Origin of the sequence: Kitasatospora papulosa (assembly GCF_000717245.1) — a bacterium.
GTDB lineage: Bacteria > Actinomycetota > Actinomycetes > Streptomycetales > Streptomycetaceae > Streptomyces > Streptomyces papulosus.
On sequence record NZ_JNYQ01000001.1, the window covers coordinates 861,566 to 887,464 of the forward strand.

General features: G+C 71.4%; 23 protein-coding genes. 12 read left to right on the forward strand and 11 right to left on the reverse strand.

The window, feature by feature from the left end; all coding sequences use genetic code 11:
- The first annotated feature begins 85 nt into the window (after nt 1-85).
- Nucleotides 86-424: a hypothetical protein gene (locus tag IA22_RS0103780; protein ID WP_015576916.1), complete on the forward strand. Its 339-nt coding sequence runs from the start codon at nt 86-88 to the stop codon at nt 422-424.
- 132 nt (nt 425-556) lie between these two features.
- Entirely contained in the window at nt 557-1,468 is a 912-nt protein-coding gene (locus tag IA22_RS0103785) for a helix-turn-helix domain-containing protein (RefSeq protein ID WP_030122733.1), read from the forward strand.
- 76 nt (nt 1,469-1,544) lie between these two features.
- On the opposite strand, the gene IA22_RS0103790 is transcribed toward IA22_RS0103785, so the two are convergent.
- Both IA22_RS0103790 and IA22_RS0103795 read right to left on the reverse strand, forming a co-directional pair.
- Complete coding sequence (locus IA22_RS0103790) at nt 1,545-1,754, reverse strand: DUF397 domain-containing protein (protein ID WP_030122734.1); 210 nt, start codon at nt 1,752-1,754, stop codon at nt 1,545-1,547.
- A complete protein-coding gene (locus IA22_RS0103795; RefSeq protein ID WP_030122735.1) occupies nt 1,751-2,629 on the reverse strand; it encodes a helix-turn-helix domain-containing protein in 879 nt (292 codons plus the stop codon). The genes IA22_RS0103790 and IA22_RS0103795 overlap by 4 nt, the downstream gene beginning before the upstream one ends.
- Before the next feature lie 164 nt (nt 2,630-2,793).
- Between IA22_RS0103795 and IA22_RS0103800 the strand changes: the two genes are divergently transcribed.
- The 7 genes from IA22_RS0103800 (at nt 2,794) to IA22_RS0103830 (ending at nt 13,679) form a co-directional block, all read left to right on the forward strand.
- Nucleotides 2,794-3,231, forward strand: a complete 438-nt coding sequence (locus IA22_RS0103800) for an ATP-binding protein (RefSeq protein WP_030122736.1) — start codon at nt 2,794-2,796, stop codon at nt 3,229-3,231.
- Nucleotides 3,232-3,399: 168 nt separating this feature from the next.
- Nucleotides 3,400-4,353 (forward strand): hypothetical protein, encoded by a 954-nt coding sequence (locus IA22_RS0103805; RefSeq protein WP_081889742.1) that lies wholly within the window; start codon nt 3,400-3,402, stop codon nt 4,351-4,353.
- Between the two features lie 77 nt (nt 4,354-4,430).
- Nucleotides 4,431-4,676 (forward strand): hypothetical protein, encoded by a 246-nt coding sequence (locus tag IA22_RS0103810; protein WP_030122738.1) that lies wholly within the window; start codon nt 4,431-4,433, stop codon nt 4,674-4,676.
- Nucleotides 4,677-4,748: 72 nt separating this feature from the next.
- The gene (locus IA22_RS0103815) at nt 4,749-5,510 is read left to right on the forward strand and encodes a hypothetical protein (RefSeq protein ID WP_030122739.1); all 762 of its coding nucleotides are present in this window, start codon (nt 4,749-4,751) and stop codon (nt 5,508-5,510) included.
- A gap of 506 nt (nt 5,511-6,016) precedes the next feature.
- Nucleotides 6,017-7,741: a carbohydrate-binding module family 20 domain-containing protein gene (locus IA22_RS0103820; RefSeq protein ID WP_015576907.1), complete on the forward strand. Its 1,725-nt coding sequence runs from the start codon at nt 6,017-6,019 to the stop codon at nt 7,739-7,741.
- Nucleotides 7,742-7,839: 98 nt separating this feature from the next.
- Entirely contained in the window at nt 7,840-13,146 is a 5,307-nt protein-coding gene (pulA, locus tag IA22_RS0103825; RefSeq protein ID WP_030122740.1) for a pullulanase-type alpha-1,6-glucosidase, read from the forward strand.
- Nucleotides 13,147-13,328: 182 nt separating this feature from the next.
- Nucleotides 13,329-13,679 carry a 5-carboxymethyl-2-hydroxymuconate Delta-isomerase gene (locus tag IA22_RS0103830; protein ID WP_014156626.1) on the forward strand — a complete coding sequence of 117 codons (351 nt, stop codon included), beginning with the start codon at nt 13,329-13,331 and terminating at the stop codon, nt 13,677-13,679.
- Here the strand turns inward: IA22_RS0103830 and IA22_RS0103835 are convergent.
- Both IA22_RS0103835 and IA22_RS0103840 read right to left on the reverse strand, forming a co-directional pair.
- Nucleotides 13,664-14,398, reverse strand: a complete 735-nt coding sequence (locus IA22_RS0103835) for a TetR/AcrR family transcriptional regulator (protein WP_014156627.1) — start codon at nt 14,396-14,398, stop codon at nt 13,664-13,666. The genes IA22_RS0103830 and IA22_RS0103835 overlap by 16 nt on opposite strands.
- Before the next feature lie 94 nt (nt 14,399-14,492).
- On the reverse strand, nt 14,493-16,418 hold the full coding sequence (locus IA22_RS0103840) for a hypothetical protein (protein WP_030122741.1): 1,926 nt from the start codon (nt 16,416-16,418) through the stop codon (nt 14,493-14,495).
- A 106-nt stretch (nt 16,419-16,524) separates the two neighbouring features.
- Here IA22_RS0103840 and IA22_RS0103845 point away from each other — a divergent pair, with 106 nt between their 5' ends.
- On the forward strand, nt 16,525-17,019 hold the full coding sequence (locus IA22_RS0103845; protein WP_030122742.1) for a hypothetical protein: 495 nt from the start codon (nt 16,525-16,527) through the stop codon (nt 17,017-17,019).
- A 50-nt stretch (nt 17,020-17,069) separates the two neighbouring features.
- On the opposite strand, the gene IA22_RS0103850 is transcribed toward IA22_RS0103845, so the two are convergent.
- From IA22_RS0103850 to glnII, 5 genes are all read right to left on the reverse strand, one after another.
- Entirely contained in the window at nt 17,070-18,599 is a 1,530-nt protein-coding gene (locus tag IA22_RS0103850; protein ID WP_030122743.1) for a DUF1996 domain-containing protein, read from the reverse strand.
- A gap of 178 nt (nt 18,600-18,777) precedes the next feature.
- Nucleotides 18,778-19,425, reverse strand: coding sequence for a LuxR C-terminal-related transcriptional regulator (locus IA22_RS0103855; RefSeq protein ID WP_014156631.1), 648 nt, complete (start codon nt 19,423-19,425; stop codon nt 18,778-18,780).
- Complete coding sequence (locus IA22_RS0103860) at nt 19,410-20,675, reverse strand: sensor histidine kinase (protein WP_030122744.1); 1,266 nt, start codon at nt 20,673-20,675, stop codon at nt 19,410-19,412. The genes IA22_RS0103855 and IA22_RS0103860 overlap by 16 nt, the downstream gene beginning before the upstream one ends.
- A 199-nt stretch (nt 20,676-20,874) precedes the next feature.
- Nucleotides 20,875-21,489 carry a winged helix-turn-helix domain-containing protein gene (locus tag IA22_RS0103865; RefSeq protein ID WP_030122745.1) on the reverse strand — a complete coding sequence of 205 codons (615 nt, stop codon included), beginning with the start codon at nt 21,487-21,489 and terminating at the stop codon, nt 20,875-20,877.
- 389 nt (nt 21,490-21,878) lie between these two features.
- Complete coding sequence (gene glnII / locus IA22_RS0103875; protein ID WP_014156635.1) at nt 21,879-22,913, reverse strand: glutamine synthetase; 1,035 nt, start codon at nt 22,911-22,913, stop codon at nt 21,879-21,881.
- A 250-nt stretch (nt 22,914-23,163) separates the two neighbouring features.
- Here glnII and IA22_RS0103880 point away from each other — a divergent pair, with 250 nt between their 5' ends.
- Nucleotides 23,164-24,084 carry a Gfo/Idh/MocA family protein gene (locus IA22_RS0103880; RefSeq protein WP_030122746.1) on the forward strand — a complete coding sequence of 307 codons (921 nt, stop codon included), beginning with the start codon at nt 23,164-23,166 and terminating at the stop codon, nt 24,082-24,084.
- On the opposite strand, the gene IA22_RS0103885 is transcribed toward IA22_RS0103880, so the two are convergent.
- Nucleotides 24,041-24,580, reverse strand: a complete 540-nt coding sequence (locus IA22_RS0103885; protein WP_015576897.1) for a MarR family winged helix-turn-helix transcriptional regulator — start codon at nt 24,578-24,580, stop codon at nt 24,041-24,043. The genes IA22_RS0103880 and IA22_RS0103885 overlap by 44 nt on opposite strands.
- 51 nt (nt 24,581-24,631) lie before the next feature.
- Here IA22_RS0103885 and IA22_RS0103890 point away from each other — a divergent pair, with 51 nt between their 5' ends.
- The gene (locus IA22_RS0103890) at nt 24,632-25,510 is read left to right on the forward strand and encodes an alpha/beta fold hydrolase (RefSeq protein ID WP_030122747.1); all 879 of its coding nucleotides are present in this window, start codon (nt 24,632-24,634) and stop codon (nt 25,508-25,510) included.
- Here the strand turns inward: IA22_RS0103890 and IA22_RS0103895 are convergent.
- On the reverse strand, nt 25,488-25,847 hold the full coding sequence (locus IA22_RS0103895) for an arsenate reductase family protein (protein WP_014156637.1): 360 nt from the start codon (nt 25,845-25,847) through the stop codon (nt 25,488-25,490). The two genes, IA22_RS0103890 and IA22_RS0103895, sit on opposite strands and share 23 nt — an antisense overlap.
- Nucleotides 25,848-25,899: the final 52 nt, after the last annotated feature.

Below are 25,899 nucleotides of genomic sequence, written 5' to 3' on the forward strand. Positions count from 1 at the left end.
GCTGGCGTGAGAACCGTGGGTGGCAGCAGTGGGCCTTCCCGTACATGAGGGATCGTCAACTCGTCCTAGCAGAGAGATGCCTGGCATGGAGATCCTTCGGTATGTGTTCCTCGTCTTCCACCTCTTCGGATTCGCCGCACTCATGGGCGGCGTCTTCTACCAGCTGAGGGGGAAGGACCCGGTGACCGGCGGCTACATGGTGAGCAGCGCGGTCGTCCAACTGGTCACGGGTGCGGGGCTCATCTGGACCCGGATATCCCAGGACCTGCCGGTCGATGACACGAAGATGCAGGTGAAGCTGGCCCTGGATGTCCTGGTTGCAGTGACCGCGCTGGTCGGCATGCGCAACAGGCGGCCATGGGCCTTCTACGCCGTGGGGACGTTCACTGCGGCGGCGGCAGTCGTGGCCGTCGCGTGGAAGTAGTTACCCGGTCCCCCGGACGGCGGCGTTCCGGGAACCGAACGGACGCGGCCCCGGTGCGTCCGACCGGCTGAGCCGTCGTCACGTGCCCAGCCCCTTGAGTTTCCAGCGGCTGGAGGGTCCAGGATCTCGCTCATGGAAGACGAACGACCCGACGCGCTCACCATCGGCCGGCTCGCGCACCGCACCGGACTCCCGGTGCGCACCCTGCGCTTCTGGTCGGACGAGGGACTGGTGCCGCCCGCTGCCCGCACGGTGGGCGGCTACCGGCTCTACGACGGGGAGTCCGTGGCCCGCGTCGAGCTGGTCCGAACCCTGAGGGAGCTGGGCCTCGGGCTCGACGAGGTGCGCCGCGTCCTGAGCGGCCGCAGCACGGTCGCCGAGGTCGCGGAGGTGCACGTGGCCGCGCTCGACGCGCAGATCCGCTCCCTCGAGGTGAGCAGGGCCGTCCTGGCCACCGTATCGAAACGCGGTTCGACCGCTGAGGAGACAGCCCTGATGAACCGGTTGGCACGGCTTTCCGCCGCCGAACGAAAGCAGATCATCGACGAGTTCAAGGTGGAGGTGTTCGGCGGTCTCCACGGGGAATCGCGCCTGTACGACCGCATGAGCACCTTCAGCATCGACCTGCCCGACGACCCCACGCCCGAACAGGTCGACGCCTGGATCGAGTTGGCGGAGCTGGTGCGGGACCCCGGATTCCGCACCCGCATGCGCACCATGCTGGAGCTGAGTATCCCGTCACCCGGGAACGCCCGTCCCCCGGGGGCGTCCATCTGGTGGGCCAGGCACATCGTGCAGAGGGTCGGGGAGGTCAGGGCGGGCGGTGTCGCTCCCGAGGAACCGGCGGCGGCCGATCTGCTGTCCGAGCTGTTCGCCGACACCGACCGGGCCGCCGTGCTGGTGTGCCTGGAGGCCGGGATCGAGGCGGGGGCGGAGCGCTACCGCGGACTCGTCGCCCGGGTGCGCGGGCAGCACGCCTCTCCCGACGCTTCCGGGGAACTGGACTGGCTGGCGCGGGCCCTGCGTTTCGCGGGTCGCGCCTGACCGGCCCTCGCCGTTCACGGTCCAGGGACGGGAACTGTACGTGACCGCTGAGCTCCCGCCGGCCGGAGCTCAGTCGTCAGTTCGCGGAGGCGTACGCGAGGAAGGCTTCCCAGGTGGTGGGGGCGAATCCCAGGTGGGGGCCGCGATCGTCCTTCGAGTCACGGACGTGGACGGCGCCGGGGGTGGTCGCCACCTCGACGCATTCGTTGCTGTTGCTGCTGTCGCTGTAGCTGCTTCTGAACCACTTCAGCTCCGTGGATTCACCGGCGGAGGGCTTGTGGGTCATGTCTCTCCTAGCGCTTGCTCGATGAAGGCCAGTGACTCCCGAGGCGTGAGAGCCTGAGCCCGGATGATGCCACACCGCAGTTCGATGATCCGTAGATGCTTCGGGTCTGCGACCGGGCGGCTTCCGAAGTCCCCCTCGGAGCGTCCGACTGCTGAGCCGTCCCCGAATTTCAGCACCTGCATCTCACCCCCCATGCCCGCGTGGTCGTCGCGCCCGGTCGGCATGATCTGGATTTCGACGTTCCGCAACTGCCCAAGTGTGAGCAGGTGTTCGAGCTGCCGACGTAGAACCATTCTGCCCCCCAGATGCCTCCGCAGTGTCACCTCTTCCTGGACAAAACTCAGCTCCGGTGCAGGTGATCGATCGAAGATGGACTGCCGAGCCACGCGAGCCGCCACCAACCTCTCCACCTCGTCCAGCGAGAACGCCGGACGCCGCATCCCGAACAACGCCCGCGCATACTCCTCCGTCTGCAACAGGCCGTGCAGGTTATGGCAGCCGTAGGCCAAGAGCTCGACTGCCCGCGCTTCCAGTTTCGCCAGCTCCCGCACCTTCTTCGGGTAGCGGACCTCCGCCAGCTCCCGTTTCATCAGTGCGAGTTTGCCGCCCGCCCCCAGCACCTCGTCGGCACGGTCCAGGAACTCGGGGCGGGGGATGCGACGGCCGCCCTCGACCTTGTAGACCAGGTCCTCCCCGTATCCGATCGCGGCCCCGAACTCGCTGGCCCGCATGCCTGCCGCTTCCCGCCAGGCCTTGATCTGGCGACCCACCGTCGCCGCCATGGCGGCTCCCGACTCGTCGTCGGGATCCACGTCCCAGCCGGGCTCGTCCGCCCCTGCGTCACCCTGAGCCGTACCGGTCTCATCCACGGTCATCCGTACCCCACTTCCGATGCGCCTGCCGTTCCCGCACCAACGTCGGCCGTCCCCCGCGAGTCACCCCGGACAGCCGGGACAGCACTGGACAAGGTCGGGACAATCACCGTACGTAACCGGTTTGTCGCTCATCACGGTAGGCAGGCGGGGCCACTCTGGAGGACGTGACCCAAGAAATCACTCGAACCGAACATTCCGCTCCCACGCGCCAGTTCACCGTGCTGCTCTCGCCCACCCGCCGGGGCGCCAGGCTCGCCCGTCTGCTGTCAACGGCGCACCTGGGGGACTGGGGGCTGCCCACCGGGGCGGCCGCGCACATCGTGGCCGAGCTGGCCACGAACGCCGTGCTGCACGGCCGCGCGGAGGGCCGGGACTTCCGGCTGCGCCTCACCGTTCACCGCGACGCGGTACTCCGCATCGAGGTGACCGACGCCCGGGGCGAACGGCTGCCTCCTGCGCCCGGGACCGTCGTGGAGGCCGGAGGCGAAGCCGAGTCGGGGCGCGGTCTGCTGATCGTCGGGGCGCTCGCGGACCGCTGGGGCATCGATGCCGAACCCGCCCTGCGCAAGACGGTCTGGGCCGAACTCGACCTCGTCCGGTGACCACCGCCGCCGGGGCGCGGAGCCCGAGGTGCCCGGCTCGACCCGCCGTCACTCACGCGGGTGACATGAAGCAACTGAGCTGGATTTAGTACGTATTACCGGGCATATGCTCGCCCCCATCGGCACCCGATCGAGGGCCTGGACCGACGAGGAAGCGAAGGCTTCCCGATGGGTACCCAGCAGACCGACCTGCCCCCACCGCCTGATCCCGAACGGAACTCCATGGTCAGCGCACCCCACGAAGCGATGCACCGCATCTTCCAGGAAGACCCGGGCCTCTTCTCCCGGCTCTCCGGCGTCCTCGGGCTCGACCTGCCGCCCCTCGGGGCGGGCAAGCCCCTGACCGTCGACCTCACCGAGACCGAACCGCTCGAACGGCGCGTCGACACCCTCCTGCGCATCGAGACGCAGAACGACGGGCCCTTCCTCCTCATCGTCGAAGCCCAGGGCAAGAAGGACCCCGGCAAGACGGCCAGTTGGCCCTACTACGTCACGTACCTCAACAACAAGTACCGGATCCCGGTGCTGCTCCTCGTGATCTGCCAGGATCACGCCACTGCCGCATGGGCGGCCCGTCCCCTCACCATCGGCCTGCCCCAATGGCCGACAGTCACGACCCGCCCCCTCGTGGCGGGACCCCACAACATGCCCGTCATCAGGAACGTGGCAGAGGCGCGAAAAGACCTCGCGCTCGCCACGCTCTCGGCGATCACACACGCTGACAATCCGGACGTCGATGCGATACTGAAGACGATGTCCGTCGCTCTGCGCGACGCACCGGATGTGATCGTAGGACCCTTCGTCGAATTCATCGCACAAGGCCTGGGCAACCGCCCGGCCGCACAACAGTGGAGGAATCTGGTGGCCGTGGATCTTTCCTTCTACACCTCGCCGCTGTCCGAGGAGATCCGGGACGAGGGCCGTGCCGAGGGGCATGTCGAGAGGGCCGCCGAGGATGTGCTGCTCGTCCTTGATGCGCGTGGTGTCGACATCAACCACGCCACTCGCGTGAAGGTGACCGCCTGCGGTGACTCGGACCTGCTCCGCCGGTGGCTGGTTCGTGCGGCGTTCGCCACCACCTCCGACGAGATCTTCGACGAGGAAGCCCCCGCCCACCGGTAGTGCCGACGTCGGTGCCGGTGCCGGCGGCCCCGTGCACCGGCACAGGTCTCTCGCCTGCACAAGAGCGGAGAAAACGCATGGCTGATCTCTCCTTCTACGTCTCACCCCTCTCCGAGGAAATCCGGGAAGAGGGCCGGGCTGAGGGCCGGGCCGAGAACATCCTGATCGTTCTCGGTGCGCGTCGCATCGACGTCGCTCATGCCACCCGGGAGAAGATCACCACCTGCCGAGACCCGGAACTCCTGCGCGGGTGGCTGCTCCGTTCCGCCGTGGTCGCCACCGCCGAAGAGATCTTCGGCGAGGACGCGCCGTCCGAGCAGTGAGCCGGCTCGGAAGCCTGTAACGTGTCGCTCTTCGGTCGGCGCGACCGTCCGGAGTCACAAAGGCGACAGCCCATGACCCAGACCGGCCGGACACCGTCCCGCCTCCGTCTCGACGCCGCGCTCGCCGACCTCGCCACCACCTTCGGTGGGATGACGGCCGTCCCGGACGAGAACAACTGCGAGTGTCACTGGGGCAGCGCGGAGGAACTCGCCCAGCTCAAGACACCCGACGTGGAACTCGCCCCCGACCTGCTGCGACGCACCTGGCAGGCGGTCGACTGGTGCGATCACGGGGCCGTACTGCGCCGCATACTGCCCCAGTTCGCCGCCGCTCTCGTCGACGGCCGGGTGGAGCCGCTCTTCGACATGGGGGACGTGGGCCAGTCCTTCGCACGTGGCGGATGGCAGCAGTGGCCCGCCCCGCAGGCCGCATCCGTGCGGGAGTTCCTGCACGCGTGGTGGGCCGACAGTCTCACGGCGCCCGACCCCGCCGTCCCGGCGTACGAAGTCTTCGCCCTGTGCGCCGAGGCCTCGGGCGCGGTGGCTCCCTGGCTCGCCGAATGGGAGAGGGCGGTCGACCCCACGGCCGACCGGAGGCTCGTGGAAGCCGTGGACCACTGGGAGTACGACCTGCTGGGAGGCGAACTCCCCTGGTACGCCTGGGTCCACGACGAGAAGCTGATAGGCGAGCTGAGCGCCTGGCTGGCCGTCCACGCCCCCGCTCGTCTGGACTCCCAGGGCGCCTCCGAGGAACTGCGCCACTGCGTACGGCTGCTCGGGGTCTCCGGGCCCGCCCGCTGGGAGGACCCGCACTGGCCCGGGCACACCTACTGAGTGCACGACCTGCCCAAGGCGGCGAAGGTGTGCGGCGACGCGCGGGGCGCCCGCTCGCACGGTGAGTCGGGGGGACGTGCGGCGGCGCTCTCCGTCGTCACCGGGGTCACGCGCAGGAAGGGGCCGGACATCGGCCCAGGGCGGGCCGGCGGGGAAGCGATGTCCGGGCCCCTCCATGGCGTGACCGGACCGGTCGGCCGGGCGCGTGGGGCCCGGCGGACCGGCCCCCCGGCCGACCGGGCCGGAGTCGGGACGAACTTAACAGCCGCGCAATATTTTGCGTAAGACCTTGCAGGAAGAAATCTCCGAGATTTCGCGGATGTGAGCGGCGTGTAATCGGGTCGTGTCCAGGGGGTTGACCAGGGCAGGTCAGGCTCGTACGGTCTGCGGCACACAGGGTTTTGCATCCTTGCTGCAAGAACCTTCATGAGCCTTGAAGGCACGGCGCGTTGCCATGGAGGCTGCTCCGCCATCCCCCGCACTTCCCCCACCGCAGGAGGAACGTCATGGCACGCAGGCCCTTGTCCGGCGCGCTGGCCCTCACCATGGGCGCCGCCGTGCTCGCCGTCCCCGCAGGGCTCGGCGCCGCCGGTACGGCGCAGGCCGCGCCACCCGGAGAGAAGGACGTCACCGCGGTGATGTTCGAGTGGAAGTTCAGCTCCGTGGCCCAGGCGTGCACCAGCAGCCTCGGTCCCGCCGGATACGGGTACGTCCAGGTCTCGCCGCCCCAGGAGCACATCCAGGGTGCCCAGTGGTGGACCTCGTACCAGCCCGTCAGCTACAAGATCGCCGGACGTCTCGGCGACCGCGCCGCCTTCGCGAACATGGTGAACACCTGCCATTCCGCGGGTGTGAAGGTCATCGCCGACTCGGTCATCAACCACATGTCGGCCGGATCAGGCACCGGCACGGGCGGCTCCTCGTACACCAAGTACAACTACCCGGGCCTCTACTCGGCCAACGACATGAACGACTGCCAGTCGCAGATCAGCAACTACGGCGACCGCGCCAACGTCCAGAACTGCGAACTGGTCGGTCTCGCGGACCTGGACACCGGTGAGGACTACGTCCGCGGCAAGATAGCCGGGTACCTCAACGATCTCCTCTCCCTCGGCGTCGACGGCTTCCGTATCGACGCGGCCAAGCACATGCCGGCCGCCGACCTCGCGAACATCAAGTCCCGGCTGAGCAACCCGGGTGTGTACTGGAAGCACGAGGCGATCTACGGGGCGGGCGAGGCCGTGTCGCCCTCCGAGTACCTCGGCAGCGGTGACGTCCAGGAGTTCCGTTACGGACGCGGTCTCAAGCAGGTCTTCAACAACGAGAACCTCGCCTACCTGAAGAACTTCGGCGAGGGCTGGGGCTTCATGGAGTCGGGCAGGTCCGCCGTCTTCGTCGACAACCACGACACCGAGCGCGGCGGCGACACCCTGAACTACAAGGACGGCGCCAACTACACGCTGGCGAGCGTCTTCATGCTGGCCTACCCCTACGGCTCCCCGGACGTCCACTCCGGCTACGAGTGGTCCGACAAGGACGCCGGTCCGCCCAACGGCGGCCAGGTGAACGCCTGCTACAGCGACGGCTGGAAGTGCCAGCACGCCTGGCGCGAGATCTCCTCCATGGTCGGCTTCCGCAACACCGCCCGCGGCCAGGCGGTCACGAACTGGTGGGACAACGGCGGCGACCAGATCGCGTTCGGCCGGGGCTCCAAGGCGTACGTCGCCATCAACCACGAGGGCTCGTCGCTGAGCCGCACCTTCCAGACGTCGCTGCCGGCCGGTGACTACTGCGACGTCCAGTCCGGCAAGGGCGTCACCGTCAACAGCTCCGGGCAGTTCACCGCGACCCTCGGATCCAACACCGCCGTCGCCCTGCACGTGGGCGCCCGGACCTGCACGGGCGGCGGTACGACCCCCGACCCCGGTACCGGTCAGTCCGGAGCCTCCTTCGGCGTGAACGCCACCACCCAGGTCGGCCAGAACATCTACGTCACCGGCAGCCAGGCGGCCCTCGGCAGCTGGGCACCCGGCAGCGCACTGAAGCTCGACCCGGCCTCCTACCCGGTCTGGAAGCTCGACGTGGCACTGCCCGCCGGGACCTCCTTCGAGTACAAGTACCTCCGCAAGGACGCGAGCGGCAACGTCACGTGGGAGAGCGGCGCCAACCGCACCGCCACCGTGCCGTCCTCCGGAAAGGTCGCGCTGACCGCCGACGTCTGGCGCAGCTGACCCCGCTCGTCGCGGGCCGGGGACGCGAGGGTGAGCGTTCCCGGCCCGCACCGCTCCACCGCACAGCCCGATCCCCGAACGCCGAGGAGTACCCGCCCGTGTCCCGAACCACCCTCCGTCGGGGAGCCGTCGCCGCACTGTGCGCGGCGCTGCTGCCCGTCGTGCCGGCGGCCACCGCGTCCGCCGCACCCAGACCCCCCGCACCGCCCTCGGACGCGAAACTCGCGAAGGAACCGGCCAGGCACGACCTGACCCGTGAGCAGTTCTACTTCGTGCTGCCCGACCGGTTCGCGAACGGCGACACCTCCAACGACCGGGGCGGCCTCACCGGCTCGCGGACGGAGACCGGCTTCGACCCCACGGACAAGGGGTTCTACCAGGGCGGTGACCTCAAGGGCCTCACCCAGCGGCTCGACTACATCAAGGGGCTCGGCACCACCGCGATCTGGCTCGCGCCGATCTTCAAGAACCGGCCCGTGCAGGGCACCGGCGACAACACGTCGGCCGGGTACCACGGCTACTGGATCACCGACTTCACCCAGGTCGACCCGCACTTCGGGACGAACGCCGACCTCACGAAGCTGATCGACAAGGCCCACGGCAAGGGCATGAAGGTCTTCTTCGACGTCATCACCAACCACACGGCCGACACCGTCGACTACGCCGAGAAGAAGTACGGCTACAAGCCCAAGGGCGCCTTCCCGTACCTCGACGAGGACGGCCGGCCCTTCGACGACACCCGGGGCATGGCGAAGGTGGACGCCGACTCCTTCCCGTACACCCCGGTGAACACCGGCAAGAAGGTCCCCGCCTGGCTCAACGACGCCACGATGTACCACAACAGGGGCGACTCGACCTATGCCGGCGAGTCCACCGAGTACGGCGACTTCTCCGGCCTCGACGACCTGTGGACCGAGCGCCCCGAGGTCGTCTCCGGCATGGAGAAGATCTACCAGAAGTGGGTCCGCGACTTCGACATCGACGGCTTCCGCATCGACACCGTCAAGCACGTCGACATGGACTTCTGGACCCAGTGGGCCACCGCCCTCGACGGATACGCGGCGAAGCACGGCCGGGACGACTTCTTCATGTTCGGCGAGGTCTACTCCGCCGACACCGCGATCACCTCGCCCTACGTGACGCGCGGCAGGCTCGACGCGACCCTCGACTTCCCGTTCCAGGAAGCCGCCCGGCAGTACGCGTCCCAGGGCGCCCCGGCCTCGAAGCTCGCCGCCGTCTACGCGGACGACTACCGCTACACCACCGACAAGGCCAACGCCTACGAGCAGGTCACCTTCCTCGGCAACCACGACATGGGCCGCATCGGGACCTTCCTGAAGCAGGACAACCCGAAGGCCTCCGACGCCGAGCTCCTGGACCGCGCCCGCCTGGCCAACGAGCTGATGTTCCTCGGCCGCGGCAACCCGGTGGTCTACTACGGCGACGAGCAGGGCTACACCGGGGCGGGCGGCGACAAGGACGCCCGCCAGACGCTGTTCGCCTCGAAGACCGCCGACTACCTCGACGACGACCAGCTGGGCACCGACCGCACGCACGCCTCCGACGCGTACGACACCGGCCACCCGCTCTACCGCTCCATAGCGGCCCTGTCGAAGCTCACCCGGGAGCACCCTGCCCTGCGCGACGGAACCCAGACCGAGCGCTACGCGAAGGACTCCGTCCACGCCTTCTCGCGCACGGACACCACGCGCCCGTACGAATACCTCGTCGCCTCCAACAACAGCACCGAGGCGCGGACGGTGAAGCTCCCCACCGAGTCCGCCGGCATGAACTTCCGTACGCTGTACGGCGGTAACGGCACGGTCCGCAGCGCCGCCGACAAGACCGTCGAGGTCACCGTGCCCGCGCTGTCCAGCCTCGTGCTCCGCGCCGACAAGCAGCTCGGTACCCCCGCCACCACGCCCTCCCTCACCCTGAAGGCCCCGGCGGCCGGAGCCACCGGCACCGTCGAGCTCACCGCCGACGTCGACGGCGGGGACCTGAACCGCGTCGTGTTCGCCGCGCAGACCGGCGACGGGAAGTGGACCACCCTCGGCTCCGCCGACCACGCCCCGTACAAGGTCACCCAGCACCTCGACGCGTCGGTGCAGGCCGGGACCGCGCTGCGCTACAAGGCCGTGGCCGTCGACCGGGTGGGGCGCACCACGAGCGCCCTCGCCTCCACGACCGCGGGCCGGACCCCGCCCGCCCCGAAGCCCGTCGCGGTCGACCGTGACCAGGCCGTCGTCCACTACAAGCGCGCGGACGGCGACTACGAGGGCTGGCAGCTCAGGTCCGGCGACAGCACCGCCGACTTCATCGGCCGGGACGCCTACGGCGCCTTCGCCTGGATCGACCTCGACGAGGGTGCCTCCTCGGTGCCGTACACCGTCGAGAAGGACGGCACGGCCGACGGCCACGAGCGGACCGTCGACCTCGCCAGGACCGGCCAGGTCTGGATCGAGCAGGGCAAGGAGGGCCAGAGCACCGAGGCGCCCGAGGCCCCGCCGCAGGACACGGGCAAGGCCGTCCTGCACTACCACCGGGCCGACGGCGACTACGACGGCTGGGGCCTGCACACCTGGACCGGTGCCGCCGCCCCCACGGACTGGGCCAAGCCCCTGCAGCCCGTGAAGAGCGACGCCTACGGAGTCACCTTCGAGGTCCCGCTCACCGACGGCGCCACCTCGCTCAGCTACATCCTCCACAAGGGAGACGAGAAGGACCTCCCGAGCGACCAGTCCCTCGACATCGCCTCCTACGGGCACGAGGTCTGGATGCTCGGCGGCAAGCCCGGCTACCTGCTGCCGCAGGCCGGCGGGGTGCCCACGCCCGACCTCGCCAAGGCCGAGGCCCAGTGGATCGACGCGGACACCGTCGTCTGGAAGGTGAAGGCCACCGACGCCACCAGCCAGCAGCTCGTGTACGCGAAGGAGGGCGGCATCTCCGTCGTCGACGGCGCGCTCTCCGACGAGGGGCAGTGGCTCCGGCTCGGCGCCACCGGGCTCACCGACGCGCAGAAGGCGAAGTACCCGCACCTCAAGGACTATCCGGCGTTCACCGTCGACACACGGGACCGGGACCGCGTCCGCGAGTCCCTCCGAGGCCAGCTGATCGCCACCCAGCGCGCCGCCAACGGAGCCCTGCTCGCCGCCACCGGCGTACAGACCGCGGGTGTCCTGGACGAGCTGTACGGGAAGGCGGCGAGCGGCGCCGCCCTCGGGCCCGTCTTCCGCAAGGACGCCCCGACCCTCTCCGTCTGGGCCCCCACCGCCCGTACGGTCTCGCTCGAACTCGACGGGAAGACCGTCCCGATGCGGCGCGACGACCGCACCGGCGTCTGGTCGGTCACCGGCAAGAAGTCCTGGACGGGCAAGCCCTACCGCTACGCCGTCCAGGTCTGGGCCCCCACCGTCCAGAAGCTGGTCACCAACAAGGTCACCGACCCCTACTCCACCGCCCTGACCGCCGACTCCGCCCGCAGTCTCGTCGTCGACCTCGACGACCCGAAGCTCGCGCCGCGCGGCTGGTCCGCACTGAAGAAGCCCGCCGCCGTCCCGCTCCGCGACGCCCAGATCCAGGAGCTGCACGTCCGTGACTTCTCGATCACGGACCCGACGTCGAAGCACCCCGGCGAGTACCTCGCCTTCACCGACACCCGCTCCGACGGCATGAAGCACCTCGCGGAGCTCGCGGACTCCGGCACCAGCTACGTGCACCTGCTGCCCGTCTTCGACATCGGGACCGTCCCGGAGAAGAAGGCCGACCAGCGTAAGCCCGCCTGCGACCTGTCCGTCTACGCCCCCGACTCCGAGGAACAGCAGGCCTGCGTCGCGAAGGCCGCCGCGAAGGACGGCTTCAACTGGGGCTACGACCCGCTCCACTACACGGTCCCCGAGGGCTCGTACGCCTCCGACCCCGACGGCACGAAGCGCACCACCGAGTTCCGGCAGATGGTCCAGGGACTCAACGGCGCCGGACTGCGGACCGTCATGGACGTCGTCTACAACCACACCGTCGCCTCCGGCCAGGACGACAAGTCCGTCCTCGACCGGATCGTCCCCGGCTACTACCAGCGGCTCCTGGAGGACGGCACCGTCGCCACCTCGACCTGCTGCGCCAACACCGCGACCGAGAACACCATGATGGGCAAGCTCGTCGTGGACTCGGTCGTCACCTGGGCCAAGGAGTACAAGGTCGACGGCTTCCGCTTCGACCTGATGGGCCACCACCCCAAGGCCAACATCCTGGCGGTCCGCAGGGCCCTCGACGAGCTCACCGTGGCGAAGGACGGCGTCGACGGCAAGAAGATCATCCTGTACGGCGAGGGCTGGAACTTCGGAGAGATCGCCGACGACGCCCGCTTCGTCCAGGCCACCCAGAAGAACATGGCCGGTACCGGCATCGCCACCTTCTCCGACCGGGCCCGAGACGCCGTGCGCGGCGGCGGCCCCTTCGACGAGGACCCCGGCGTCCAGGGCTTCGCCTCCGGCCTCTACACCGACCCCAACACCTCGGCCGCCAACGGCACCGAGGCCGAACAGAAGGCCCGGCTGCTCCACTACCAGGACCTGATCAAGGTCGGCCTCACCGGCAACCTCGCCGACTACACCTTCACCGACACGCAGGGCCGCACGGTCAAGGGCTCGGCAGTCGACTACAACGGGGCCCCCGCCGGATACGCGGCGGCGCCCGGCGACGCGCTCGCCTACGCCGACGCCCACGACAACGAGACCCTCTACGACGCCCTCGCCTTCAAGCTCCCGGCGGACACCCCGGCCGCCGACCGGGCCCGCATGCAGGTCGTGGCGATGGCGACCGCCGTGCTCTCCCAGGGGCCGGCGCTCTCCCAGGCCGGCACCGACCTGCTGCGCTCCAAGTCGCTGGACCGCAACTCCTACGACAGCGGTGACTGGTTCAACGCGCTCCACTGGGACTGCCGCAAGGGCAACGGCTTCGGCCGGGGACTGCCGCCTGCCGCCGACAATCAGGACAAGTGGTCCTACGGCAAGCCGCTGCTGACCAACGCCGCGCTGAGCCCCGGGTGCGCGCAGATCACCGGCGCCTCCGCCGCCTACCAGGACCTGCTCACGATCCGCAGCACCGAGAAGGACTTCGGCCTGGCCACCACCGGGCAGGTCCAGGACACCCTGTCCTTCCCGCTCTCCGGCACGGAGGAGACCCCGGGGGTGATCACGATGCGCCTGGGCGACCTGGTCGTCGTCATGAACGCCACCCCGGACACACAGGTCCAGGCGCTCCCCGGCCTGGCCGGGAAGACGTACGCGCTGCACCCCGTCCAGGCCTCGGGCGCGGACGCCACCGTCAAGAAGTCCTCGTACGAAAGGAAGTCGGGCGGCTTCACCGTGCCGGGACGCACGGTCGCCGTGTTCTCCCAGCGCTGACGGGACCCGTCCCACCGGCCGGTCTCCGGCTCCGAGCCCCGCGGCCCGGAGCCGGGACCGGCCGTTCCCGTGTCGCGGAGGGTCTCCCTTGTGCGGGCGGCACGATCACGCGAAGCTGAAGCCGTACACGTGCATGCACGCCGTACACGTATACGCACCCGAACCGCACCCAGGAGCGCTTGATGCCGCAGATCACCGTCGACTACTCCGCAGAGCTCGACGACAGCTTCGACCGCCGCGGCTTCGCGCTGGCCCTGCACCCGCTCGTCGCCGAGACCGTGTCCACCAAGATCCCGGCCTGCAAGACCCGCTTCCGCCGGGCCGAGGACTCCGTCGTCGGTGACGCCGCCACGGGCGACGCCGTCGTGAACGTCGGGATCGCGATGCTGCCGGGCCGGACCCCCGAGATCAAGGCGCAGCTGACGGAAGCCGTGCTGGAGCTGCTGGCCGGACATCTGAAGCCCGTCGACGGACTCACCGTCCACGCCTCGGCCGAGGTCAGGGACCTGGACGCGTCCTACCGCAAGGACTGAGGCAGCCGCTGCGGCGGGACGGCCGGTGCGGCGGGCGCCAGGACGGAGAGCCTGGCCAGCAGCTCGCCGAACGGGCCGTCCGCCGGCTCCTGCGCGAAGACCCGCAGCATGACGCCGGCCATCTCCTGGTCGTACGCCGCGCTCACCGCCCCCAGCGCCGCGAAGTCGTGCACCAGCTGCAACTCCAGCTCGGCACGCGGAACACGCTTCCCGTCCAGCCAGAGCAGCGCCGTCGACTCGGCCAGCGACACCCACGACCGCACCACGAGCTCCAGCCGGGCGGGCGGGGACGCCACACCGAGATGCGCGATGATCTGCTCGTACGCCGCCTGGCGCACCCCGTCGACCAAGGCGTCGGCCGTCGACGAACCGCCGGCCGGACCGCCCCGCATCAAGGCGGCGAACCCGGGGCCGTGCTCCTCGACGAAATCGAAGAAGCGGTGCATCACCCGGGTCAGCCGGGCCCCCAGGGGCCCTTCGTGGGCCTCCAGGAAGCGGCCGGCCAGCTCGTCGGCCGCCCGCTTCAGCGCCGCCTCGTACAGACTGCGCTTGCCCGGGAAGTAGTGGTAGACGAGCGGACGCGAGATGCCGGCGGCCGCAGCGATCTCGTCGATCGACACGTCGTCGGGCGAGCGGTGGCTGAACAACTCCAGTGCGACACCGATCAACTGGGCCCTGCGTTCCTCGACACCCATCCTGCGCCGTACCCGGGTCGTCATGCCGAACAGCCTAACGGGGCAGGGCAGGTGGCCCTCATCCGCACTCCCACCGGCCGGTTCCCGGACTCCCGGCACACCCGCCGCCCGTCCGGAGTCAGTGCAGCGAGCCCGCCCGGCTGCCGTCCGTCAGCAGCCCCGCGAGCCGGGGGCGGTCCCCCTCCGCCGCCGGCAGCGTCAGCAGCCGCCCGTCCGCCCGGCCCCGCACACCCCCGGACGCGGTCAGGGAGGCGAACTGCCGCGAACCGGCGGCCAGTACGTACCACCGCCCGCCGTCCGACTTCCACAGCACGCCCGCCAGCACCCGAGGTCTGCGGACCCCGCAGTCCGGCGAGTCCTCCGAACGCGCAGCGACCGCCCCCGGGGCACGGGCCCCGCCCGACAGCTCGGGCGGCGCCTGGAACTGCGCCAGCACCCTGCTGCCGGTGCCCCGCCAGGTGTCCGCCCGGGTGCAGAACCACAGCGCTTCCCCCGCGCCCTCCGGCAGCCGCTGCTTCGCGTACGGCCAGGAGTTGACCGACCGGACCCCGTTGGACCGCACCGCCGGCAGCAGACAGGCCGTGCGCGCCCAGCTCTCCCGCTCGGCCCGCCCCGACACGTCGTGCGGCGCGGACGGCGCGCCGGACGTCAGCCGCACCGGAGTGAGCTCACCGAGGTCCGTCATCAGCCGCGCCGCCGAGCCGTCCCGCAGCTCCAGGGCCTGCCAGGAACGGCAGTCCGCCCCGCCCTCCGACTCCGTACCCGGCCCCGTCAGCGGATCCGTCACCCCGTGACGGTCGCGGGACAGCGGGCGGGCCGGCCCGCGGGGCGCGAGCAGATCCCGTACGCCGACCTCCCGCACCCAGGGCGCCGTCAGATAGCGGATGCGGCCGTCCCGGCGCTGCGCCACCAGCGCACCCGCCGCCACCGCGTCGGCACCGTCCACCCGCGCGAAGTCCAGCGCGGCCCCCCTCGACGGGTCGGCGTTGCGCGGCTCGGCGTACCGCACGACCCGCAGGCCGTCGTGGAACAGCACCACGGACGCCGGGCCGACCTCGCCCGCGTACAGCAGCTGTGGCGGGCCCATCGGCGGACCGTCGGGGGTTCCGGGTGTGGCGGAGGAGACCACCGCCGGTCCGGGCCGGGCCCACGCGGCGAGCGCCCGCCGCAGCAGACCGGTGTCCCCGGTCCGGTCGCCACGGGTCGGCCACACGCTGAAGTCCCGCCGTGCGGAGGTCCGCCAGAGGCCGTCGGGCACCCGGCGCAACGCGGACGGATCCAGCGCCTGTTGGGCGGTGCGATGGCGCGCGTAGAGCGGTGCGGAGGCGGCACTCGGGCCGCCCAGGCCGTCACCCGGCATCAGCAGCAGCGTCCCGCAGACCAGCAGCGCGCCGGCACCGGCCAGGAGGGTGCGCCCCCGCCGTCGCCGACGGGCCGGATCGGCCGGTCTGACCTGCAAGGAGCACGGATCGAACTCCGGTGAGGACAGCAGCGCGTGGGGCGCCGTGAGCCCGTCGGCCTCCAGCAGCGACGCCCGTGGATCCCCGACGCCCACCGCGTCGAGAACCCGGCACACCTCGGCGTCGTCGAGCCCTTCGAGCCCGCGCAGCACGTGCGCGGCCCGGCAGGGGGCCGACACCTCGGCGAGGGCCTGCTCCAGCGCCAGTTCGTCCGCGCCGCAGGAGTGCGGGAAGAGCCGGAGTCCCCACACCTGCGGAACCAGCGGTGGGAACTGGGCACGGCGCGGCCGGGCGAACCGCAGCAGCGGCAGCCCCGCCTCCAGCGCGAGACGCAGCACCCGCAGGCGTACGTACGCGTAGGCCTGCCCCGGGTCGGGGCCCTGTCCGGCGGCCAGGGCCCGCTGGGTCAGCCAGTGGGCCGAGACCACCCGGCGGTTGCGGCCGAGGGAGGGCGCCAGGACGAGATAGGCGATCCGTGCCAGCCGGGCGTAGTGCTCGGCGGGCACGGCCTCGGCCCGCTCCCCGCCGGCCTGCTCCGCGTACGGGCGGCCGGCGGACGGCGGTACTGCTCGCAGAGGGGGCATGTTCAGCTGAACGAGCGAATGGTGCGATGGTCACTCCGGCGTGAACGCTCCGGGCGGGTTGCGCGGTTTCCCCACGCGCGCCGGGCGCACCGGGCACGATGACCGCATGGCGCAGCGGCTGGGATGGCGACGAGGACGGGTCCGCCGGACCACGGCGGCCGTGCGGGCGGGGCTCGCCCTGCTCACGGCGTGCGCAGCGCTCGCCGGGTGCGGCGGGGGAGCGGACCGGGACGACCGGCCCGCCAAGCCGCCCACCGCGAGCGGCACCCTGGAACAGCTCGCCTCGAAGGCGGACTGCGACCCCAGGCTGCAGACCGACGCCGAGGAGCTCAGGCAGGCCAACTGCACGACTGAGGACGGACGTTACGTGCTGGCCACCTTCGCCACCGACCGCGGGCAGCGGGAGTGGATCAACGAGGCCAACGACTACGGCGGTTCCTACCTCGTCGGCCGGAAATGGGTCGCGGTCGGTGACCCGGAGGTCGTCGCGGCACTGCGCGGCCGGCTGGGGGGGACGGTGGAGACCGCCTCGCCGCACCACTCGGGGAACAGTGGCGGTGGGGGGAGCGAGGAAGGGCACTCCGGTCACCACGGGAGCTGACCGCGCAGGATCGAGGGGGCGGACGGACGCCGCCCCGGGGGCGCCGGGCGTCAGCGGCACCTGCGTCCGCCGTTGATGCAGCTCACCACCTTCTTCATCAGCTTGTCGTCGAAGACGTTGATGAAGTCGCCGTGGTCGGTACCGGCCTTGTGCAGCTGCTCGGGGAAGGAGTCGACGGCGAAGCCGGGACCCGGCGGGACGTCGTAGACGATGCGCTGCACCAGCTGCGGGACGGCCCTGAAACCGTCCGGGCACCGCCCGTCCTCCCGCGCGAAGGCCACATGGGTGCGGTGGTTGGCGCTGTCGGTGTTCCGGCCGTCCCAGCAGCTCTGGAAGGCGAAGGACCGCACCACCTTGCTGCCTTCGGGGCAGATCGGGTACTTGTCCGCGAGCTGCCTGTCCTCGAAACCGGTGCAGCTCCAGGACGCGTTGGCGTTGGCGTCGCCGTTGGTGAAGGACTTGGCGTCCCCCGTGATGATGCGCAGGAAGCGCGGCATGGCCGTGACCTTCCCGACGGGTGATCCGACGAACCGCAGCGTGACCTGCGAGGGGGTCTGGATCTCCCCGGCGTTCCCGTCCCTGCCGCCGCCGTCCGCGTCCACGTCGTCCTCGTCCTGGCCGTTCTGCAGCCGGAGCACGGGCCAGTAGTAGGTGGACCGGTCGCCCTGGTTCCGGCAGGTCGTCTCCCCGCCGGCCAGGTCGTCGTCGCCGGCGAACGCGTCGGTCGCCTGGTTCCCCACGTAGTCGTGCATGTGGTGGGCGCCGTTGCTCACGCCGGGGGCGGCGATGACGTTGTCGGGGTTGAACTTGCCGTTCTCGTTGCGGCCGCAGTCCGTGGTGAACGTGCCGCGGGACGCGCCCCGGCGGTTGCGTGGGCGGTCCGTGTCCGGCTGGACGGACCGGATGTCGACGAAGTCGGCCGCCTCGGGGCCGTTGCCCACCCGGCCCTGACCGTCGTCCGCGCCGCCGCCTCCGTCCTGGCCTTCCTCCTGGCCGCCGTCATGGCCCTGGTCCGTGCCGTCCCCGGGGTCCTGGCCGCCGTCGCCGCCCTGGCCGTCACCACCACCGGCACCGTCGCCGCCCCCGTCGTCGCCGCCGCTCTGGTCGTCGGCGCGGAGCCCGCAGCCCGCGAGCCCGTCCAGGCCCTGCGGCCGGTTGCCCGCCACCCGCTCGACGGCGGTCCCGATCCGGTCGAGGCTGGCCGTCCGCTTCGCCCTCAACGGGCCGAGCACGGCGTTCTCGGCGAGATCCGGATCCCGGGCGATCCGCTCCCTGCGGTCGGCGAACTGCCGGTAGGCGTCGGTGATCTGCGTATCCATCGCCGCCAGCTCGCGGTCGACCTCCGGCCGGGCCCGGTCCGGCACGTCGGGCAGGGCCAAGCCCGCGTCGGGACAGTCGATGGTGGACAGCTGACGGGCCGCTTCCCGGAACCGCCCGGGAGGCGGACCGGACGCGCCCTCGCCCGCACTCGCGTGGACGTTGACCGCGACCAGCCCACCTCCGCCCAGGATCAGCGCGGCCGAGGCGGCGATCGCCCGGTTGGCCGCGGTCGAACGTTTCTTGCGCGATGTGCGTCCCATGGAACTCCTCCGCTTCGAGGCTTCGAGTCAGAAGCGTGACGTCTCATACGGAACGCGGGCCCCGCCCGTTCAGACCTCCGCGGAATCGGTCCGGGTGCCGAACGGCTCAGGCCCTCTGCCGCACCTCGGCCAGCAGGCCCGGCAAGGCACGGCACCCACGGGTACGCCGGCCGTCGGGTCAGCCCCGGTCGAGGTAGGCGAGGACCGCGAGCACCCGGCGGTTGTCGTCGTCCGACACCGGCAGCCCCAGCTTGCTGAAGATGTTCGAGGTGTGCTTGGCCACCGCCCGCTCCGTGACCACCATCTGCGCGGCGATCGCCACGTTCGAACGGCCCTGCGCCATCAGCTCCATGACCTCACGCTCCCGGGGCGTCAGGGCGCCCATCGGCTCGTCCACCGAGCGCCGCGACAGCAGCTGCGAGATGACCTGAGGGTCCATCGCCGTACCGCCCGCCGCCACCCGGCGCACCGCGTCGATGAACTGGTCGGCGTCGAACACCCGGTCCTTCAGCAGATAGCCGATGCCGCCGTTGCCGTCGGCCAGCAGCTCCCGGGCGTAGAGCTGCTCCACGTGCTGCGACAGGACGAGCACGGGAAGCCCCGGCCGCTCGCGGCGGGCCGTCAGCGCGCACTGCAGTCCCTCGTCCGTGTGGGACGGCGGGAGCCTCACGTCGACGACGGCGACGTCCGGCCGCAACTCCGCCAGAGCCTTCGTCAGTTCGGGCCCGCTCTCGACTGCCGCCGCGATCTCGAAATCGTAGGCTTCCAGCATCCGCACGAGGCCGTCGCGGAGCAGGAAGAGATCTTCGGCTAGGACAACGCGCAAGGGATCTCCATGGTCACCATGGTGGGGCCGCCCGCGGGGCTGCTGACGGCCAGTACGCCGTCGAATGTACCCAGCCGGCGTTCGATTCCGCTGAGCCCCGAGCCGGTGCCGATCGCCGCGCCGCCGCTGCCGTTGTCCGTGACCGAGATCCGCAGCATCCCCTCGCTGTGGTGGACGTCCACCCAGAGGCGGTCCGCGCCCGCGTGCTTCACCGTGTTCGTCAGCGCCTCGCTGACGGCGAAGTACGCCGCCGACTCGACCGGGGCCTCGGCGCGCCCGGAGAGTTCCACGGTCACCTCCGAGGCGACCGGCAGCCGGAGGGCCAGGGCCTTCACCGCGTCCCCGAGCCCGCGTTCGGCGAGCACCGGCGGGTGGATGCCCCGTACGAGATCGCGCAGTTCGGTCAGGGCCTCCGCGGAGGAGGCGCGCGCCATGGCCAGCATCTTCTTCGCCTGCGCCGGGTCCTTCTCGACGAGCGCCTCGATGGTGCCGAGGTTCATGCCCATCGCCACCAGCCGGGCCTGGGCGCCGTCGTGCAGATCCCTCTCGATGCGCCGCAGTTCGGAGGCGGCCGTGTCCACGGCCTCGTGCCGGGTCTCGGTGAGCCGGTCGATGCGCTGTGCGAGCTCCTCCCGGGTGGGTGCCAGAACCGACCGGGCGAGCACGAAGTGCAGCCGCAGCAGGGACGGGCTCGCCCACATCCCCACGAGCAGGAGCACGACGCCGAGCGCCGCCGCGGCCAGCCCCGTCGCCTGGCTGTCGACCGGCACGAAGCCGTACCAGTACGTGTTGTCCTCGAACACCCGCCACAGCCCCGCCGCCAGGGCGAACCCCTCCACCGGATAGACCAGCAGCGCCCAGCAGAAGGCCAGCAGCACGTAGCCCGCGGTCATGTCGAGCAGCAGCCACCGCAGGTCCCGCCAGGTCGCCGGGTCCTTCAGGATGTGCCTGGTGCGCTCGACCTGCCCGGTGAGGCCGTCGCGCACGTCCTTCGGGAACGGCCGGTAGGGGACCGGGATGCGGACGTCCGACCACGTCGCCGCGAGCCGGCGGCGCCGGTCGGCGTGCTTGCGCACCGCCTCCGTGAGCCTGGGTGTCGTGACCAGGCCCACGCCCAGCAGGACCAGGGTGAAGGAGAGCAGCGACAGGACGAGGAGGACGGCCGAGCCCGCCAGGGCCTCGAAGGAGAGGACGAACGCCCGTCCGCCGCTCCGCAGCGCGGTCCGTACCCGGCTCTTGGCCGATCTCATGATGGTCTCTCCCCTCGCCGGGCCCCACGTCGGATCCCGTTCGGCCCTCAGTCTCTCCCGCGCGCCAGGGGCACCGTCAGCCGTTCCGCCACCCGACGGGGGTGTACCTGGCACCACCCCCGTCACCCTCCCGGTGGCCCCGCGACGCCAGGAGGCCCCGGGTCAGGACCCGGGGCCTCCTGGTGCGCACGGTGCGCGGTCAGGGCGCGTACTTGTAACCCACGCGCCGCACGGTCTGGATCGACCTGCGGTGCTCGGCGCCCAGCTTGCGGCGCAACCGGGCCACATGGACGTCGACGGTGCGCCCGTCGCCCACGTGTCCGTACCCCCAGACCGTCGTCACCAGCTGATCGCGGGTGTGCACCCGGTGCGGGTGGGCCACCAGGTGTGCCAGCAGCTCGAACTCGAGATAGGTCAGGTCCAGGGTGACGCCGTCCACGGCGGCGGTGCGCCGGGTGGAGTCGATCTGCACGGGGCCGCTCGCCGGCACGTCGGCCGCGGGCTCCGGGACGAAGGCGCGGTGCTGGGCGGACGCCACCGCCCCCGCCCCCGCCAGGTCCGGCTGCTGGTCGGCGGGGACGAGGACCAGGTATCCGACCATCGGCGGCCGGCCCGGCAGAGCGGGCAGTGTGTGCTGGGGCGCGGGCAGCCACGTCGCGCCCGGAGGCAGGAAGCCGGCCACGTCCGCGAGGTCGGAGACCTCGTCACGGTCGACGGCACGCAGCCGGGGGCGGTTGGGTGACAGGGGGGTGCGGGTGGTGGCCGCAGCGGGCACCGCGGTCGCCGCGGTGGAGAAGGTACGGGTGTTCGCCATGAGGGGTCAGCTCTTTCGCGCGAGGAGTCGTCGAGGACGTACGTCGTGCGCGCGGGCCGAAGGCCGGGATGAGGCGGCTTTAGAGGGCCTGCGCGTTCCACGCGCGGCAACACACCCGGTCGAAGTCATGGTGCTGACGGGAGGGCCAGAACGGCTCGAGGTCGCTGCGACCCGACGCGGTGTACTGGTGGCTGGCCATGTCCCTATTGAAGCAGAGTTCGGGGCCGCGCAGCAGGGTCCTCTCACCCGTCGATACGGACCACCGTGTCAGGTTCCTCACGCACCCCTTCCGTACCGTCCGTTTCCGCCCGTTCACCGGCCGTCCCGGTCCGGGTACGCCGAAGGGGCGCCCGTCGGACGGGCGCCCCTTCGGGACGGACGGTGCGGGATCAGACCTGGTCGGCCTTCTCCAGCGCGGTGCAGCAGGTGTCGACGATCAGCCGGGTGACGACGTACGGGTCGACGTTGGCGTTCGGACGGCGGTCCTCGATGTAGCCCTTCCGGTCCTGCTCGACCTGCCACGGGATGCGGACCGAGGCGCCGCGGTCGGAGACGCCGTAGCTGTACTCGTTCCACGGGGCGGTCTCGTGCAGGCCGGTCAGACGGTCGTCGATGCCGGCGCCGTAGTTCTTGACGTGGTCCATCGGCTTCGAGCCCTCACCGAGCGACTCGGCCGCGGTGATGATGGCCTCGTAGCCCTCGCGCATCGCCTTCGTCGAGAAGTTGGTGTGCGCGCCCGCGCCGTTCCAGTCGCCCTTGACCGGCTTCGGGTCCAGCGTCGCGGAGACGCCGAAGTCCTCGGCGGTGCGGTAGAGCAGCCAGCGCGCGATCCACAGGTGGTCCGAGACCTCCAGCGGCGAGACCGGTCCGACCTGGAACTCCCACTGGCCGGGCATGACCTCGGCGTTGATGCCGGAGATGGCCAGACCCGCCGTCAGGCAGTTGTCGAGGTGCTTCTCGACGATGTCGCGTCCGAAGATCTCGTCCGCGCCCACACCGCAGTAGTAGCCGCCCTGCGCGGCCGGGAAGCCGCCCTCGGGGAAGCCCAGCGGACGGTGGCCGTCGAAGAAGGTGTACTCCTGCTCGATGCCGAAGACCGGCTCCTGGCCCGCGAACTGCTCGGCGACCGGGCGCAGCTCGGCGCGGGTGTTGGACTCGTGCGGAGTCATGTCGATGTTGAAGACCTCGCACAGGACGAGTACGTCGTCACCGCCGCGGATCGGGTCCGGACACGTGAAGACCGGCTTCAGCACCCGGTCGGAGGCGTGGCCCTCGGCCTGGTTGGTGCTCGAACCGTCGAAGCCCCAGATGGGCAGGTCCGCCACGTCCTGCGTGGGGCTGCCCGCCATGATCTTCGTCTTCGAGCGAAGCTTCGCGGTCGGCTCGGTGCCGTCGATCCAGATGTACTCAGCCTTGAACGTCACGGACGCCATCCTTTGCGGGTGCTGCGGTCTATGCCGCGCAGCTTCGCAAAGTGCGATTTCCCGACCGTTGCCCGCGTGTGAACCCGGTGTTACCGGTGTTTCCCGGGGGTGTCGGGCGCCTGGTGCCGCCGCCCGGGGCCGTCTCAGCCTGCGGCGCACTGGATACGTTCCGGTCGGCGGGACCCATTTCCAGGCAGCGCCGGGACCGTTCCCGCCCCTGTCCGGCCGGACGTCCGGGCAGACTGGCGGCATGACCACACACGTCTCCTCCGCCCCGCCGCTGCGGATCGGCCTCGTCGGGGCCGGCCCCTGGGCACGCCTGACCCACGCCCCCGCACTCGCCGGCCACCCCGGGGCCGTGCTCGGCGGCGTATGGGGCCGCAGGCCCGAGGCGGCGCGGGCACTGGCCGCGGCCCACGGCACCGAGGCCTACAGCGGGGAGGCGGGCCTCGACGCACTCCTGGCCACGAGCGACGCCGTGGCGTTCGCCGTCCCGCCGGACGTCCAGGCACACCTGGCCGTGCGGGCCGCCGACGCGGGCTGCCACCTGCTGCTGGACAAACCGGTCGCCACCACGGTGGAAGGGGCGCGTGGGACCGCGGACGCCGCCGAGCGGGCCGGGGTCGCCTCCGTGGTCTTCTGCACCCTGCGGTTCGCCCGGGGCACGGCGGGGTGGATCGCCGAACAGGCTGCCACGGGCGGCTGGTTCACGGCACGCGCGTCGTGGATCGGCGCGCTGTTCGCCCCGGACGCGCCCAGCGAGTTCACCGCCTCGCCCTGGCGCCGCGAGAAGGGGGGCCTGTGGGACGTGGGCCCGCACGCGCTCTCGGTCCTGATCCCGGTCCTGGGCGACGTGACCGACGTGGTCGCGGCCCGCGGTCCCGCGGACGCCGTCCACCTGCTGCTCCGGCACACCTCGGGGGCGTCGAGCACGGTGACGCTGGCCCTGGGCGCGCCGGAGGGCGCGGCGGGCACCGAGGTCGAGTTCCGGGGCACGGCGGGGGTGTCCGCCCTCCCGGAGGGAGGAGGCGACGCGCTCGACGCGTTCCGGGCCGCCGTGGACGCGCTGTCCGACGCCGCGCGCACGGGGGTCGCGCACGACTGCGACGTCCGTTTCGGACTGCGGCTCACCGAGGTCCTCGCGCAGGCCGAGGCGGAGCTGGGGCGCTGACCCCGAGGGGCCCGCGGCCCTGAGCGGCGGATCGGTCCCGGTCCCCGCCCAGCGCCGCGTGCGCCTCCTGGAGGAAGCGCAGGACGGCCGCGGTCTCCCGGTCGTCGAAGGTGCGCAGCAGGCCGGCCATCCGGGCCAGTGGCTGCCCGAAGAACTCCCGCCCCCGCTCCACCGCGCGCGCGTCGACCGTGAGGAGCACCCGGCGCCGGTCGTGCGGGTCACGGGTGCGGGTCACGTGGCCGAGGCCCTCCAGCCGGTCGATGAGCGCGGTGGTCCCGGCGGAGTTGAGCCCCAGCCGCGCCCCCAGCCAGCCGGCGGTCGCGGGCGTCCCCGCGCGGCCGGCGTCGAGCAGGCAGACCAGGGCGCGCACGTCGGTGGGGTGCATCCCGTTCCGATGGGCGAACTCCGCCTGCCGCAGCCCGAACTCCATCGACACCCGGCGCAGCAGATGGACCGTCTCCATCTCCGGCCCGTCCTGCTCGTCCTGTTCGGTCATTGCCGCATTTTATCTCGCTCGGCGAGATAAAATGCTCCGCAGGAGGCATCGATGACGCACGCGAACCGCCCTGTCCCGCCGGGTCTGCTCGCCGCGTACGACGACGTCCTGGCGGCCCACTGGCCCGCCGGAACGTCGTCGTCCCTGGTCCCGACCCCGTACGGCGCGACGCACGTCAACAGCTGTGGTCCCGTGGGTGCGCCACCCCTCGTCCTGCTGCCCGGCGGCGGCGCCACCTCCACCGTGTGGTCCGCCCAGGCGTCCCTGCTCGGCCGCACCCACCGGATCCACGCGGTGGATCTCGTCGGCGAACCCGGCCGCAGCGTGCGGGGGGAGCGGCCGATCAGGACGGTGGCCGATCTGAACGCGTGGCTCGACGCCCTGCTGGGCGGGCTCGGCGTGGAGTCGGCCGCCCTCTGCGGCCACTCGTACGGCGGCTGGATCGCCCTGCGGTACTCCCTGTACGCGCCCCGGCGTGTCGGCCGGCTCGTACTCGTCGATCCGACCGGGTGCTTCGCGGGACTGCGCCCCGGCTATCTGCTGCGCGCCCTGCCGATGCTGCTCCGCCCCACGGTCCGGCGTAGCCGCGCCTTCCTGGACTGGGAGACGGGAGGCGTGTCCCCCGACCCCGCCCGTGCCCGGCTGCGTGACGAGGCGGTGGGCTTCCCTTCCGCCCGTCCGGTCACCGGACCGCGGCCCTCGCCCGGTCAACTGCGCGGGCTGCGCACCAGGACGCTCGTCCTGCTCGCCGGGGACAGCCGGGCCCACGATGCCGGGCGGGTGGCGGCGAGGGCCACCCGGCTGCTCCCGGACGCCGAGACGGTCACGCTTCCGGGCGCCACTCATCACTCGCTGCCGCAGACGGATCCCGGCGCATCCGAAGTCGGCCTGCGCATGGAGGAGTTCCTCAGCGCCCGAGCGCGTCCCTGACCGCCTCGTCCGTCCGCGCCACCACCGCCGAGCCGTCCTGCGCGGTGATGATCGGCCGCTGGATCAGCTTCGGGTGTCCGGCCAGCGCCGTGATCCACCGCTCACGCGATCCGGCGTCCTTCGGCCAGTCCGCGATCCCCAGCTCCTTCGCGTCCGCCTCCTGGGTGCGCGTGATGTCCCACGGCTCCAGTCCGAGACGGCCGAGCACCGCCCGGATCTCGTCGGGCGACGGCACGTCCTCCAGGTAGCGGCGGACGGTGTAGTCGGCGCCCTCGGCATCGAGCAGACTCACCGCGCTGCGGCACTTGGAACATGCGGGATTGATCCAGATCTCCATGGGGCCAAGGGTACGGGAGGGATCCTCGAAATGGCCTCTGGCCAGGGGCGAT